The organism is Advenella alkanexedens (genome assembly GCF_019132845.1).
Lineage (GTDB): Bacteria > Pseudomonadota > Gammaproteobacteria > Burkholderiales > Burkholderiaceae_B > Advenella > Advenella alkanexedens.
In genome coordinates this window covers 36,505-51,189 of record NZ_JAHSPR010000006.1, presented here as the reverse complement: position 1 = coordinate 51,189, position 14,685 = coordinate 36,505, and the positions used below count along the sequence as shown (strand labels likewise).

Here is a 14,685-nt window from a genome sequence, read left to right as displayed (position 1 = left end):
ATCTCTTATGAATAATACTGTATTGACTTCTGCTGTTGTTTATCCCGGCCAGTGGCTTGGCATGTTGGGTGGGGGGCAACTGGGCCGCATGTTTTGTCATGCAGCACAAAGCATGGGGTATAAAGTCGTGGTGCTTGACCCGGCCCAGGACAGTCCTGCCGGCACTGTTGCCGAAAAACAGGTGTTTGCGGCCTACGATGATGTAAAAGGGCTGGATGAATTGGCCGCCCTTACGCGGGTGGTTACCACTGAATTTGAAAACGTGCCCGCTGCCAGTCTGAAACAGTTGTCAGAAAATTGCCGGGTCAGTCCTGGTGCGGCGGCAGTAGCCGTGGTGCAGGATCGCATTGCGGAAAAGGCCTTTATTGCCTCGCAAGGCATCCCGGTTGCCCCTTATGCCGAAGTCCGCTCGGCTGCCGATCTGGAAAAGGCCGGGCAACATCTGTTCCCGGGCATTCTCAAGGCTGCCCGGTTGGGTTATGACGGCAAAGGACAGGCGCGTGTTGCCAATGTCCAGGAAGCGCTTGCCGCTTTTGAGTCCTTCGGTAATGTGCCTTGTGTACTGGAAGCGATGCTGCCCCTGAAAGAAGAAATTTCGGTGGTGATGGCGCGTGGTTTCGATGGAGAGGTGGCGGTTTTCCCGATTGGTCAAAATACCCATGTCAATGGCATTCTGGCTACTACCGTGGTGAATCCGGGGCTTATCGCTGAAAGTATCCAGCATCAGGCCAAACAGGCGGCCATTAAGATTGCCGAAGGCCTGAATTATTTTGGTGTGCTGTGCATCGAGTTTTTCATTCTGGACGATAACAGCCTGGTGGCCAATGAGGTGGCACCGCGTCCGCATAACAGTGGTCACTACACCATGAATGCCTGTGCCAGCAGCCAGTTCGAGCAGCAGGTACGTGTCATGGCCGGCATGCCACTGGGTTCCACTCAATTACGGGCACCCGCCATCATGCTTAATATTTTGGGTGACAGCTGGTTCCACCCCGAGACGGGGGCGTTTGCCGAACCGGTCTGGGAAAAGGTATTGGCCTTGCCGGGCGTGTCCCTGCATCTGTATGGCAAAAGCGAAGCCCGCAAGGGGCGTAAGATGGGGCATGTAAACGTGGTTCACGAAAATTTTGATACTGCACTTGCCCATGCCCGTCAGATCAGTAAGATCCTTAATTTAAGCCAGGTACTGTAAATGCAAGCAGACCAGGAGCAGGAAATTCTCAGGGCAGCCAGGCGTTTGGCACAGGGTGAGCTGGTGGCCTTCCCTACCGAAACGGTTTACGGTTTGGGAGCCGATGCCGAAAACCCGCAGGCCGTTGAAAAAATCTATCAGGCCAAGGGTCGGCCTTCCAATCATCCGGTTATTGTACATGTGGCCCCCGAGGCCGATTTGTCTTATTGGGCGACCGATATTCCCGAAGAAGCACATCAGTTGATCAAGGCATTCTGGCCAGGCCCGCTAACCCTTATCTTGCAACGGGCTAGTCATATACCCGATACTGTCAGTGGTGGTCAGGATAGTGTGGGCATTCGTTGCCCGTCCCATCCCGTGGCCCAGGCCCTGCTGCAGCAGTTTGCCCGGCTCAAGCCTTCGGGACAAGGCGGCGTTGCCGCGCCATCGGCCAATAAATTTGGCCAGGTATCACCCACTTTGGCAGAACATGTCATAAGCGAATTTCCTGAAGAGGTGGCCAAGGGGATGCCTGTCCTTGAAGGAGGAGCAGCCGATATTGGTATTGAATCCACGATTGTTGACTTGTCTCGGATCCGTCAGGGTGTAGGGGCCGTTTTGCTGCGGCCAGGGCATATCAGTGCCAGCCAGATAGCTAAGGTACTGGGTTATGCACCGCAGTTGCCCGATCATCATGCGCCACGGGCATCGGGCACGCTCAAGGCGCATTATGCGCCACGTACTCCCCTGATGTTGTTGACGGCCCAAGAGTTGGTGCAAGGCAAGCTGCAGGATCGGGTGCCGGCAGGAGAAAAATGGGCGGTTTGTGTCTTTGATGCGGGTCGACAAGCTGACATTGAAGGGATAGATTGGTTTGAGGTTTCCAATGAACCGGTGCAATATGCGCATGATTTATACGCTTTTTTGCGTCGGGTAGACCAGCTGGGCTATCAGCGCATCTGCATCCAGGCCTTGCCTGAAGACCAGCGCTGGGAAGCGGTCAATGACCGTCTTCAAAGGGCGGCTGCGGCTTTCCCTAGGTGACATTTTTACCAAACGAGACTATGATTGTCCGGTTACGAATCACCGGAAATTCTTATGATCAAGTTTACCGGCATTGATGAAATCATCGCTATCCGGCGAGACATCCATGCGCATCCCGAACTGTGTTATGAAGAGCACCGTACCGCCGCACTGGTAGAGCAAAAATTAAAAAAGTGGGGCATCGCGTGCACAACAGGTATCGGGAAAACCGGTGTGGTGGGCAGCATCAAGGCGGGAACTTCAAATAAATCCATTGGTTTGCGGGCAGATATGGATGCCTTGCCCATTCAGGAAGAAAACAATTTTGCCCACCGGTCCCTACATGACGGAAAAATGCATGGCTGCGGGCATGACGGGCATACGGCCATCTTGCTGGCCGCTGCGAAATATTTAAGTGAAAATCGCAATTTTGACGGTACGGTCCGGTTTATTTTCCAGCCCGCCGAAGAAGGGGGGGCCGGAGCCAAAGCCATGATCGAAGACGGTCTGTTTGAGCGCTTTCCCTGCGATGCCGTATTTGGCCTGCATAACTGGCCCGGCATGCCTGAAGGTAGTTTTGGCTATCGTGCCGGGCCGTTAATGGCATCCAGCAATATTTTTCGGATCAATATACGGGGCAAGGGTGGACATGCCGCAGCACCGCAAGACAGTGCCGATCCGGTTCCGGTCATTGCGCAACTGGTGCAGGCTTTGCAAACTGTGGTGTCACGAAATATCCGTCCCATTGATGCCGCGGTGCTGTCCATTACCCAAATCCATGCCGGTACGGCAAGCAATGTGATTCCCGATCATGGCTGGATTGGCGGGGCAGTACGTGCCTTTTCCGATGAAGTGGTTGATTTGATTGAGGCCCGCATGAAACAGCTTGCCGCACAAATTGCCAATGCGTTTGGTTGTACCAGCGAAGTCACCTTCGAGCGGCGTTATCCGGCTTTGGTTAACAGTGAGGCGGAAACTGAACTGTGTGCCGAGGTCATGCGAGAGCTGTATGGGGCAGAAAAAAGTGTGGAATATGTTTTCGAGCACGAGCCGGTCATGCCCTCGGAGGACTTTGCCTTTATGCTGCAGAAAAGGCCTGGCAGTTATATCTTCCTGGGTAATGGCGATGGTTCCCACCGACAACCTGACCATGGCCTGGGTCCTTGCCTGTTGCATAATCCCAGTTATGATTTCAATGACAATCTGCTTGGCATAGGCGCTTCTTTTTGGGTCAGGCTGACGGAAAAATATTTGAGTAAATAAAATATCCGGACAAATAAACCATACGACTGTAAAGGGTATAAATTGAATATTATTCTGGCTTCCGAGTCACACGAATATACCGATAACTGGTTGAAAATCATCAAGGCGCATTATCCTCATTGGCATGCTATTGTATACCAGCCAGGCATCAGTCAACCCGATGCGGGGGTTAGCAGGGCCATCGTCTGGAAGCCACCCGTTTCGTTGTTTGAAGATTATCCTGCTCTTCAATACCTGTTCAATATGGGCGCCGGGGTGGATGCCATTTTGCGTCAACCGGGTTTACCGGATCAGGTCCAGATTGTCCGGCTTGAGGATGCGGGCCTGGCTGATAAAATGCTGGAGTATGTCATTCACTACCTGTCAAAAATAACCCGTCCGTTTGACCGGTATGCCTTGTTTCAGCAACAGCAGCAATGGAAGCCCTTGCCCGAGCCGTCAGCCAGTCAGATTGCCGTGGGCGTGATGGGGTTGGGGGTGATTGGACAAAAAATTGCACAGGCTCTGACAGGGTTGGGATATACAGTACATGGCTGGTCGCGCACCGAACGCAAACTGCAGGGTGTACACACTTATGCAGGAGAAAACGGCTTGCCCGATTTTTTGCGAAGCACACAGGTTTTGATTAATGTCTTGCCACTTACGCAGCAAACCAGGGCTATCCTTAACCAACAAACCCTGTCTCAATTGCAGGCACCGGCCAGCCTTATTAATATTGGCCGTGGTGAACATCTTCAAGAAGATGATCTGCTTGAACTGATGAAATCGGGTCATATTGGCAAGGCGGTGCTGGATGTTTTCTGTACCGAACCTTTGCCCCAGGGACATCCTTTCTGGATACATCCCAATATTATCGTGACACCGCATATTTCCGGTCCTACCAATGACGAGCTTGCCCTGGCACAGATCAATCAGAAAATCACCGATCTGGAAAATGGCCGGGATATTGGCGGCATTGTTTCACGGGAAGTGGGTTATTAAGCTGGGTGTATCCGCTATTATGCCGACAACACATTATTGTATTTGCCGTGGATGAGCTCAGGTTAGCGCAAAGTAGGCGGCAAAAATAATCAGCAAAATAACAATGAACCGGAATACTGAAACATTGTTTTTGGGACCGCTTGTGTCGGGGATCTGTTCGGGAATATTGGCAACAGGCTCAGTGCTGACAGGCTCTTCTGCCGGGGCTTTATGAGGGCTGGCTGAAGCGGCTTCGGGGGCTGGTGTTTCGTCAGCTTCGGGTACCAGTTTTTCCAGATACTGCTTTTGGTTGGTCTTGATGGTGGCTTCCAGATCAGGCAGGGGCCAGATATTTGTGGCCCGTCCGCTCAAGATCGGGAAAGGGTCGACATTGGGTGCCTCAAGTTCCTCCAGAAGACCTTTGATTTCGAATTTCAGGTCGCTGTCGGCACCCAGTTTATTCAGCGGCATGCCATCCTTGAGTTTTTGCCAGTCGCGGGCGCGGCTTCTTAGCATGAAGCGCCAGTCTTCACCCGTGGCATTGGTAATGTCAGGTAAATAAGTGGTTCGTATGATCATAAAAGCCCCAGTCATCTTTTCTTTCAGTAAAGTATCAAAGGCTTTCAGAATGGGTTGCCAGGGCTCGGGCAGGATTTTTTCAAGTGCTTCGAAGCGGTTGGCCCAGTGCTTGAGCGCTTCGGCAGTGGGGGCACTGAGATAAGGGTAAACAACTTTTGGGTCATCGCCAAGACGGGCAGTACGGATATGGGTATCGTCAAACAGGGCCCACCAGAACAGCGCAGGCCAATGACGGGCCTGAAGCTCCAGGATGACATCTTGTTGAAAATCATTGTGCAATTCAACATTCTTTCCATCAGGAATGGAGTCCTGGCTTAACAGGTTGGAAAGATAGACAACGTCCTGCATATTGGGTTCCTTTCGCTTTTAGAGTTCGGTGTATTTTTTTGCATTACCCCGCGCTTTATCAAGCGGGTATTTAATTTCATTAAGTGCCAGCTTTTCTGCCGCAGCTTCAAGGATATCAATATTCAGCACACGACTAATTGTTAATAAATACAGGAAAACATCGGCTATTTCATGCTTTGCCGCCTGTAATTTCTGCTTGTTGAGCTGCAAGGACTCTTCCTCTGTCATCCATTGGAAAATTTCCTGCAATTCGGCCGCTTCCACGGTAAGGGCCATGGCGATGTTTTTGGGAGAGTGGTAGTTGTCCCATTTTCTGTCATGGGCAAACTGCGCCAGCTTTTGCTTGATATGGTCAAGATCGGCAGCCATTTCTTTCCTTGAATACCAATAATTACATAGCCATAAAAGCCGCAGGGAGTTGCCAGGCGGTTTTTATGGCTTGAAGGCAGAGATGTTATGGTTTGATGGCGATTTTCAGAACGCCATCACGCTGGTTGGCAAAAAGATCGTAAGCCTCGACAATGTCGTCCAGTTTGTATTCGTGAGTCACCAGCGCTTCCAGGTTGACCCGGCCTGATTCGACGATTTTGAGCAGGCGACGCATTCTTTCCTTGCCACCGGGACACAGGGCGGTCACGATTTTATGATCGCCAAGACCTGCTGCAAAGGCATTGACCGGAATGGTCAGATCTTCCGAGTAGACGCCCAGGCTGGACAGCGTACCACCCGGTTTCAATACGCGCAGGGCCTGTTCAAAGGTGGTTTGGGTACCCAGGGCTTCGATGCTGACATCGACCCCGCGACCGCCTGTCAGCTTCATGATTTCGTCAACCACATCGACTTTTTTGAAGTTCAGGGTGACATCAGCGCCCATTTGGCGGGAAATTTCCAAGCGTTCGTCAACGCCATCGACGGCGATGATGGTGGCTGCACCGCGCAGTTTGGCACCAGCGGTGGCACACAGGCCAATGGGCCCCTGGGCAAAGATGACTACGGTATCGCCAATTTTGATATTGCCATTTTCGGCACCCACAAAGCCGGTGGACATGATGTCGGGACACATGAGCACCTGTTCGTCTGTCAGTGCATCGGGAACGGGTGCCAGGTTGGCCTGGGCATCGGGAACCAGCACGTATTCGGCCTGGGTGCCATCAATAATGTTGCCAAAGCGCCAGCCACCGGTTGCCTTGTAACCATGGCAGGAACAAGTGCCGTTGGCCGTCAGATAACCGCCATCCTGGGAAGGGAAGCCATCCTGGCAGGCGTAAGAGGTAAAGCTGGGGCAAATGGCGCCGGCAATGACCCGCTGGCCTTCCTGATAGCCGGTGACGTTACTGCCCAGTTTTTCGATAATGCCTACTGGTTCGTGGCCAACGGTCAGTCCTGGTGCGACCGGGTATTCACCTTTCAGGATATGCACGTCGGTGCCGCAGATGGTGGTGGTGGTAATGCGCAAAAGTGCGTCGTTGGGACCCACATCGGGGATACGTTTTTCCTGGATTTCGATACGACCGGGAGCAACAAAAACAGCAGCTTTCATGGTAGACATGGCAGATCTCCTGAGTAAGATGACGAATGGGAAAGGGGAAAGGGCAATATGCTTAATTCCACTGTGTATAACTATACATCCATACAATTTCAAAATGACAGGATTTTTAGCAATTGTAATGTTTTGTTGTGAGAGCATGGGTTGATTCGGCTCAACAGAAGGGTGCAAGCAAGTTAGAATACGGTATTATCAATTCAAGTAGATGCTGGCGTGGTTTATTCAGTCAAGGAAATATTCAAGACATTGCAGGGTGAAGGGTCGCAGGCCGGGCGTACGGCCGTATTCTGCCGCTTCTCGGGCTGCAATTTGTGGTCGGGTCGCGAACAGGACCGTGCCGGTGCGCAATGCACTTTCTGTGATACCGATTTTGTCGGTACCAACGGCACCGATGGTGGCAAGTATGCCTCGGCACAGGCGCTGGCAGCAACGCTGGCCAGGGTTTGGGGGCCAGGTAAGGAAAACCGCTTTGTGGTTTTTACGGGGGGAGAACCCCTGTTGCAACTGGATGCTGCCCTGGTGAGCGCGGTTCACGAACAGGGCTTTGAAATCGCCCTGGAAACCAACGGCACCCTGCCTGCGCCTGAAGGCATAGACTGGATCTGCGTCAGTCCCAAAGCGGGTAACACATTGGTCCAGACCCGGGGTAACGAGCTTAAACTGGTGTACCCGCAACCGGGTATTCATCCTTCCCAATTCGAACACCTTGATTTCGAGCAATTCTGGCTGCAGCCCATGGATAACCCATTGCAACGCGCCAATACGGAACAGGCGATCGCTTATTGCCTTGAACACCCACGCTGGCGGCTAAGCACACAAACCCATAAAATGATAGGAATACGATAGTGGCAAGCAATGCACTTGTGCTTTTTTCCGGTGGACAGGATTCAACGGCCTGTCTGGCCTGGGCCTTAAACTGTTTTGACCGTGTGGAAACGATTGGTTTTGATTATGGCCAGCGTCATCATGTAGAGCTGGCATGTCGGCAAAATGTGATTGAGCAAATTCGTCGGCAGTTCCCTGAATGGGATAAAAAACTGGGTCAGGACCATTTACTGGATTTGGGCTTGCTGGGGCAGATCTCGGATTGCGCCTTAACCGGTGAAACTGAAATCCTGTTTGCGGAAAGTGGTTTGCCCAATACCTTTGTGCCGGGCCGCAACCTTATTTTTCTGACCTTTGCCGCCACGCTGGCTTATCGGCGTCATCTTGATGTATTGGTAACCGGTGTGTGTGAAACCGATTACTCCGGTTATCCGGACTGCCGCAGCAATACCATGCAGGCACTTCAAGTGGCCCTGAATCTGGGTATGGAACAACAATTCCGGATAGAAACACCCTTAATGTGGCTGGACAAGGCCCAAACCTGGCAACTCGCCCGTGATCTGGGGGGCGAGGCCTTGCTGGATATTACCCGTGAACACAGCCATACCTGCTATTTGGGCGAGCGCAAGCAGCGCTTTGATTGGGGCTATGGTTGCGGCACTTGCCCGGCCTGTGAGCTTAGGGCAAAAGGATACGAAGCATTCATGAAAACACAGCAGGATGGGGCTCAGTGATGATACGCATTACACGAAAAATGGAATTTGACGCGGGTCATCGCATTCCTGATCACCGTAGCCAGTGCCGCAATTTGCACGGCCATCGTTATGTGCTTGAAATTACGCTTGAAGGTGAAGTCCATGACGCGCCAGGACAGTCTGATAATGGCATGGTGCTGGATTTTTCGGATATCAAGGCGATTGCCAGGGAAAAAATCGTGGACCCATGGGACCATGCTTTCCTGGTTTGCCAAAGTGATACGGCAGTCCTGGAGTTTCTCAAGTCAATGCCCGGACATAAAACGGTTGTCACCACTAAAGTACCCACGGCAGAAAACCTGGCACAACTGGCTTTTGATGTGCTGGCCCCCGCTTTTACCCAGCGCTATGGCAAAGACCTGGTCCTGCATCGGGTGCGTCTATATGAAACCCCCAACTGCTGGGCCGATGCGACCCGGGAGACAGAAAGCTGTTAATTCGGGTTCTTCAAGGGGATGTGCTGCTGGATGCATGTGCAGGGCGGTTTGAAAGTGGAATCAAAAATGAAAATCAGGTCTTTTTTACAGCAAGATGAAGGTGCTGTCATTCGGTTATGGAATGAGTGCGGTCTGGTCAGGCCATGGAATGATCCCAAAAAAGATATTGCGCGTAAACTGACAACTCAGCCAGAACTGTTTTTAGTGGTTGAGAAAGAGGATCGTGTGGTTGGGTCGGCGATGATTGGTTATGAAGGGCATCGGGGCTGGGTATATTATCTGGCCGTCGATCCTTCCTGTCAGGGGCAGGGCATTGGGCAGGCCCTTATGCGAGAAGCCGAGCATTTGTTGATCGAAAGAGGTTGCCCCAAGATTCAGTTGCTGGTACGCAGCAATAATGTCCAGGTGCTGGATTTCTACGCAAAACTGGGCTATGAAACAGGCGATGTGCTTATGCTGGGTAAACGTTTGATTCCCGATGCATAGGCTTGCAAATTGGCAGCCGGTTTAAAGTGCAGAGAATAAGCTTGTATATTAAACTGATGGGGATATGATCAACATTCAGGAGAGATAACATGGCTTATAAGCTGCAGTCCCCATCAGAAACCCATAGCGTCATTGTGGGTGGCGGCACGATGGGTACCGATATTGCGACTGTTTTATTGCGTGCCCGGTCCCGTTGCGTTGTTGTCGAACCGGATTCATCGTTGCATGAAGGCATATTCAAACGGATTGCACAAAACCTGCAGGCCATTGGGCGGCAAGAGAATCATGCTCTGCTGAAGGTGGTCAGTGCCCTTGAAAAGATTGATTGGTCTGTTGTCCATCTTGTCATTGAGGCCATTCCGGAAAACCTTGAGTTGAAGCAGGCCTTATTCAAGGATCTTGAACAATTGGCGGGTGCAGAAACCATTTTATGCAGTAACAGCTCAAGTTTTCCAATCAGTGATATTTCTGAAGGCCTGCAAACGGCTGAAAGAATGGCAGGCCTGCATTTTTTCATGCCGGCGCATATTGTGCCACTGGTTGAGGTGGTGTTGGGTAAGCGAACCGATCCCGAAGTGGGGGAGAGTCTGGTTGTCTTGATGAAGCGCTGTGGCTCGGTACCTGTGTTGATTCGCAAGGATGTGCCCGGTTTTCTGGCCAATCGTTTGCAGCATGCCATTGGCCGTGAGGCTTATTCGCTCATCCAGTCGGGTATTGTGACACCGGAAGACGTGGATGCTGCCGTGCGTTTTGGGTTCGGGTTCCGTTACCTGGCGGCGGGTCCCATCATGCAAAAGGAAATTGCCGGGTGGGATGTGCATGCCGCAGCGGCAGCAACCATATACCCTGATCTGTCAAATGCGGCAATACCGCCCGATATCCTGACTGAAAAAATAAAAAATGGCAAATACGGCATGAAAACCGGTGAAGGTTTCTATCAATGGACGCCTGAAACCATGCAAGAAGAAAAACAGCGTTATGACAGGGCATTAAGGCAAGGGCTTGAAATCCTGTCGGAAGATCTCCCTGATATTGAGCCTTGACCGGATATTTTGGAGTGAATGAGCCTTTGTTTTTGCCTGTTTGATGGCAATTAGAGGGATAATAGGCATTTTTAGAGTGAATCGTTGCTTGAAAGGGCAGGGATTTGCGGTTTTTTTTCCAATAAATATCTGTTTTTGCTGACAATAATTTGGATTTTCAGATTGTTTGCCATTATCCGAATTAAATTGCCTCAAAATGAATGTGTTGTGTCTGTAAAAGGTGTAACATTCAGCCTGATATTTTATCTTTAGAGGAGTGTAAAATGAAAAAACCAAATTCTGGCAGTCGCCTTAAATTTGGGTTTATTGCGTTAATGGCACTTACGGTTGCAGGATGTTCGTCAATCAGTAACGTCAGTTCAGACGGGGTAACCGAAGATCCGATCTGGCCAAATGTGGAAAGCGTCACATTAAATAACAAGCAGGGTACTTACCCCAACTTTTATAATCTGACGCAGGTCCGTTCTGGCGTAACCAAAGACCAATTGTATTATTTACTGGGTCGTCCTCACTTCAGTGAGGGTATCAGCGCCAAGGAATGGGACTACCTGTTCCACTTCCATACCCCGGATATGGGTGTTGATAATGTAACCACCTGCCAGTTTAAAATTCTTTTCGATACTGACAGTATTGCCCGCAGTTTTTACTGGCGTAGTGTAGGCGAAGGTGCAGGTTGCCCGCCAGGAAGCGCTAAAGAATCATATACACTCAGTGCCGATGCCTTGTTTGAATTTGACAAATCAACATTAAGTTCGATTACTACCGGGCGTCAGGAACTGGATAATCTTGCACAAAGCCTTAACAATGCCAAAAATATCACAGGTATTACCATTGTTGGTCATACGGATATGTTGGGTAGCAGTGCTTACAATATGCGCCTGTCGCAGGCTCGTGCAGAAACCGTTGGCAATTATCTGGTCAGCCAAGGTGTTCCCGCCAATCTGATTCAGGCATATGGTGTCGGCGAAGCACAACCTGTCGTGCAATGTTCGGGCAGTGGTCAAGAGCTGATCAACTGTCTGGCACCTAACCGTCGAGTGGTCATTACCGTCGATAATAAAGAATAAAGCGGACTGTTATTTAAAAAATTACAGTTTGAACCATATTTACACCCGGGCCGTATAATCGTGAGGTTATACGGTTTTTTTTGTAATGAAAAGTTTTGTAAAATATAAGTAAATTATGTTGTTTATTAAAAATATCAACTTAATAGTTTATTGCGATTAAATTTGATTTATAACAATATTGTCTATGTAATCTGCAGTTACCATAGGATTAAGCTTTAAATTAATTTATTAAAAACTCAATACGGGGAATTAATAAGTATCTTATTGAAAAGATTTTTAAAAAAGATACTTATATTTTTTAGAGAGGTTGTATTATGGTGAAAATGAAAAAATCCATTGGTAGCTACGCGCTGGCGTCACTATTATGTCTGGCCGGTAGTGCAAGTGTCATGGCCCAAGACAAAGCGGCAGAGGCCACCAAAACAGAACGCTACAAACCCAATAATGAATTGATTGTTGCCATCGAACCTGCAAGTGGTCAGAATCCTGCAGAAGTCGAGCTGGGTAAAAAACTGTTCTTTGATCCCCGTCTGTCACGGTCAGGATTCATTTCCTGTAACTCTTGCCATAACCTGGGCATGGGCGGCAGCGATAACCTGCCAACCTCAATTGGTCACAACTGGCAAGAAGGACCCATCAACTCACCAACCGTATTGAACTCCAGCCTGAACTTTGTCCAGTTCTGGGACGGTCGTGCGGCAGACTTGCGTGAGCAGGCTGGTGGTCCCATTGCCAACCCGCTGGAAATGGCTTCCTCACATGACCTGGTGGTGAATATTCTTGAGTCCATTCCTCAATACAAGGAAGAGTTCAAAAAAGTATATGGTACCGACACCATCACGATTAATGAAGTGACCAAAGCACTGGCAGTGTTTGAAGAAACCCTGGTAACGCCTAACGCACCTTTTGACCGTTGGTTGAAAGGTGATGAAAATGCGATTAATGATCAGGAACTGCGTGGTTATCTGACCTTTAAGGAAAGCGGTTGCGTTGCCTGTCATAATGGTGCCAACGCTGGCGGATCCTCATTCCAGAAAATGGGTCTGGTCGAGCCGTACGTCACCGATAACGAAGCAGCCGGCCGTGCCGGTGTGACCGGTAAAGACGTTGACCGTATGATGTTCAAGGTGCCTACCCTGCGCAACGTGGAACTAACCTATCCGTACTTCCACGATGGTGCGGCCAACACATTGGCTGAAGCGGTGGACATTATGGGAAGACTGCAGTTGGGCCGCAAGTTTACAGACAATGAAATTGAAGATATTGTCGCCTTCCTGAAAACCCTGACCGGTGATCAGCCACGGTTTGAAATGCCTATTCTGCCACCTTCCAGTGATTTGACACCACGTGCCAAACCCTTTGAATAAGGTATAACGAAATAACAGGTTTTGCATGGCAGTGTTGTGAAAGATGGCCATGCAAAGGCCTGGTTCAAAAACACCTGTATCGCATTTGCGGACAGGTGTTTTTTTGATGCGGGGAAGACGTGAGTCGAAGGGTTTGCAGAGAGCGGTAACAACTTGTGACGGTTTTGATACAACTGCTTTTTGTTTTTAAGACAAGACAATCATTCTGTCAGCATATTCACTTACAATCATTGGTAATACAACTGGAAATGATCAAGATCTATTTGGAGAATATGAATGAAGCTTTATTATTCAACATCATCACCTTTTGTTCGTAAAGTGATGATGGTGGCAGAAGAGCTGGGTTTGCTGGATCAAATTGAAAAAGAACCGGTTCAGGTTCACCCGGTTAACCGCTTGCAAACACTGATAGCGCTTAATCCTTTGGGACAGGTTCCCACCCTGGTGACTGATGATGGCCAGGTGCTTTATGACAGTCGTGTCATTTGCGAGTATTTGAATGAAAAAGCCAATGGTACTCTGTTTGGCGATAAGGACAGCCGCTGGGGTATTTTGTCTGAACTGACGGCCCTGGATGGTTCGCTCAGTGCATTGGTGGCTACCCGTTATGAAATCAGTGTGCGTCCTGTAGAGTTGCAGTGGCTGGCCTGGGTGGATGCGCAAATGGATAAGGCGCGCACCACGCTGGATTATTTTGAAGGCAAGGCAGAATCCCTGGAAGGTCGCGAGGATATTGCCCTGTTGGGGCTGGCCTGCTTGTTGGGTTATCTTGATTTTCGTTTTGCCCACTTCGACTGGCGCAAGTCATATCCCAAGCTGGATGCCTGGCATGCGAAATTTTCTCAAAGGCCTTCCGTGTTAAATACGGTGCCAGTCTGATTTTGAATTTATCCAGGTTTGATCCTCATTCCCTGCGTGTTTTCCTGCTGGCTGCCCAACACTCCAGTCTTACCAAAGCGGCCCAGGGGGCACACCTTACTTTGTCGGCCGCCAGCAAGCGGGTTTCCGAGCTTGAAAAACAGCTTAATTGCACGCTTTTCATCCGGCAGCCCAGGGGGGTGACGCTAACGCCTGCCGGGCACGCACTGGTGGAGCATGCCCAACAGGTCATCAGCACGATTAACCGTATGGCTGCCGATATGGGTGATTATGCCGCAGGCCTGCGTGGTCAGGTCCGGATGTGGGCCAATACCTCTGCGGTGATTCAGTTTTTGCCCGGTGATCTGGCCCGGTTTTCCAGCCAGAATCCGGCGATTCGCTTGAGCCTTGAAGAAAAGTTGAGTCATGAGATTATTTCGGCATTGACCCAGGAAAAAATTGATATTGGCATTTTTGCCGATAATATTCCCAGTGGGCAAGTGCAGAAAAGTCTGTATCGCTTTGATCAGCTGGTGTTGCTGGTACCTTCTTCCCATGCGTTGCGGGGTTCGCCACCGGTATATTTCAGGGATGTGCTGCATTACGATTTTGTGGGCTTGTCCGATGGCAGCTCTTTGCTGGTTCGTATGCAGGAAGCCGCTTTGGCTGCTGAAAAATCATTGCGCCTGCGGGTACAGGTAAGCAGTTTTGATGCCATTTGTCGCATGATAGAGGCCGGGCTGGGTATTGGACTTTTGCCTCGAGCCTCGGTCCGCCCCGAAATTCTGGGTACCGGCCTGCATGCGGTTGATCTGCTGGACAGCTGGGCAGAGCGCACTTTATGGATTGGGGTACGTAATGAACATAGCCTGACCCCCGATGCCTTGCGTCTGTATGCTTTTCTGAAACGGGCCCGGCATGCCAGCCAAAATAACGAGTCTGCGCCGCTGCCTTGAA

16 protein-coding genes are annotated in these 14,685 nt (G+C 50.2%); 13 read left to right on the top strand and 3 right to left on the bottom strand.

Annotated elements, in window-relative coordinates:
• Positions 1-7 precede the first annotated feature (7 nt).
• The 4 genes from KU392_RS09260 to KU392_RS09245 are packed head-to-tail and all read left to right on the top strand — an operon-like array spanning position 8 to position 4,438.
• Positions 8-1,192, top strand: a complete 1,185-nt coding sequence (locus KU392_RS09260; RefSeq protein WP_217735145.1) for a 5-(carboxyamino)imidazole ribonucleotide synthase — start codon at positions 8-10, stop codon at positions 1,190-1,192.
• Positions 1,193-2,215, top strand: coding sequence for an L-threonylcarbamoyladenylate synthase (locus KU392_RS09255; RefSeq protein ID WP_169293793.1), 1,023 nt, complete (start codon positions 1,193-1,195; stop codon positions 2,213-2,215).
• 54 nt (positions 2,216-2,269) lie between these two features.
• Positions 2,270-3,457, top strand: a complete 1,188-nt coding sequence (locus tag KU392_RS09250; RefSeq protein WP_169293794.1) for a M20 aminoacylase family protein — start codon at positions 2,270-2,272, stop codon at positions 3,455-3,457.
• A 42-nt stretch (positions 3,458-3,499) separates the two neighbouring features.
• Positions 3,500-4,438, top strand: coding sequence for a 2-hydroxyacid dehydrogenase (locus tag KU392_RS09245; protein ID WP_217735144.1), 939 nt, complete (start codon positions 3,500-3,502; stop codon positions 4,436-4,438).
• A gap of 57 nt (positions 4,439-4,495) precedes the next feature.
• Here the strand turns inward: KU392_RS09245 and KU392_RS09240 are convergent, their stop codons facing one another.
• The 3 genes from KU392_RS09240 to KU392_RS09230 form a co-directional block, all read right to left on the bottom strand.
• Complete coding sequence (locus tag KU392_RS09240) at positions 4,496-5,344, bottom strand: hypothetical protein (protein ID WP_217735143.1); 849 nt, start codon at positions 5,342-5,344, stop codon at positions 4,496-4,498.
• 18 nt (positions 5,345-5,362) lie between these two features.
• Complete coding sequence (locus KU392_RS09235) at positions 5,363-5,713, bottom strand: nucleotide pyrophosphohydrolase (RefSeq protein ID WP_169293797.1); 351 nt, start codon at positions 5,711-5,713, stop codon at positions 5,363-5,365.
• An 85-nt stretch (positions 5,714-5,798) separates the two neighbouring features.
• Complete coding sequence (locus tag KU392_RS09230; RefSeq protein ID WP_169293798.1) at positions 5,799-6,893, bottom strand: NAD(P)-dependent alcohol dehydrogenase; 1,095 nt, start codon at positions 6,891-6,893, stop codon at positions 5,799-5,801.
• 210 nt (positions 6,894-7,103) lie between these two features.
• Between KU392_RS09230 and queE the strand changes: the two genes are divergently transcribed.
• The 9 genes from queE to KU392_RS09185 all read left to right on the top strand — a co-directional run bounded on the left by queE (position 7,104) and on the right by KU392_RS09185 (position 14,684).
• On the top strand, positions 7,104-7,736 hold the full coding sequence (queE, locus tag KU392_RS09225) for a 7-carboxy-7-deazaguanine synthase (RefSeq protein WP_217735142.1): 633 nt from the start codon (positions 7,104-7,106) through the stop codon (positions 7,734-7,736).
• Positions 7,736-8,449, top strand: a complete 714-nt coding sequence (gene queC, locus KU392_RS09220) for a 7-cyano-7-deazaguanine synthase QueC (RefSeq protein ID WP_217735141.1) — start codon at positions 7,736-7,738, stop codon at positions 8,447-8,449. The genes queE and queC overlap by 1 nt, the downstream gene beginning before the upstream one ends.
• Entirely contained in the window at positions 8,449-8,907 is a 459-nt protein-coding gene (queD, locus tag KU392_RS09215; RefSeq protein WP_169293801.1) for a 6-carboxytetrahydropterin synthase QueD, read from the top strand. Before queC ends, queD begins: the two co-directional genes overlap by 1 nt.
• 66 nt (positions 8,908-8,973) lie before the next feature.
• Positions 8,974-9,393, top strand: a complete 420-nt coding sequence (locus KU392_RS09210) for a GNAT family acetyltransferase (RefSeq protein ID WP_217735140.1) — start codon at positions 8,974-8,976, stop codon at positions 9,391-9,393.
• Positions 9,394-9,482: 89 nt separating this feature from the next.
• Positions 9,483-10,436, top strand: a complete 954-nt coding sequence (locus tag KU392_RS09205; protein ID WP_217735139.1) for a 3-hydroxyacyl-CoA dehydrogenase family protein — start codon at positions 9,483-9,485, stop codon at positions 10,434-10,436.
• 263 nt (positions 10,437-10,699) lie between these two features.
• The gene (locus KU392_RS09200) at positions 10,700-11,503 is read left to right on the top strand and encodes an OmpA family protein (RefSeq protein ID WP_217735138.1); all 804 of its coding nucleotides are present in this window, start codon (positions 10,700-10,702) and stop codon (positions 11,501-11,503) included.
• Positions 11,504-11,892: 389 nt separating this feature from the next.
• The gene (locus KU392_RS09195) at positions 11,893-12,870 is read left to right on the top strand and encodes a cytochrome-c peroxidase (protein WP_169293955.1); all 978 of its coding nucleotides are present in this window, start codon (positions 11,893-11,895) and stop codon (positions 12,868-12,870) included.
• Between the two features lie 276 nt (positions 12,871-13,146).
• Positions 13,147-13,749: a glutathione S-transferase gene (locus tag KU392_RS09190; protein WP_169293805.1), complete on the top strand. Its 603-nt coding sequence runs from the start codon at positions 13,147-13,149 to the stop codon at positions 13,747-13,749.
• Positions 13,749-14,684 carry a LysR family transcriptional regulator gene (locus KU392_RS09185; protein ID WP_169293956.1) on the top strand — a complete coding sequence of 312 codons (936 nt, stop codon included), beginning with the start codon at positions 13,749-13,751 and terminating at the stop codon, positions 14,682-14,684. Before KU392_RS09190 ends, KU392_RS09185 begins: the two co-directional genes overlap by 1 nt.
• Position 14,685 lies beyond the last annotated feature (1 nt).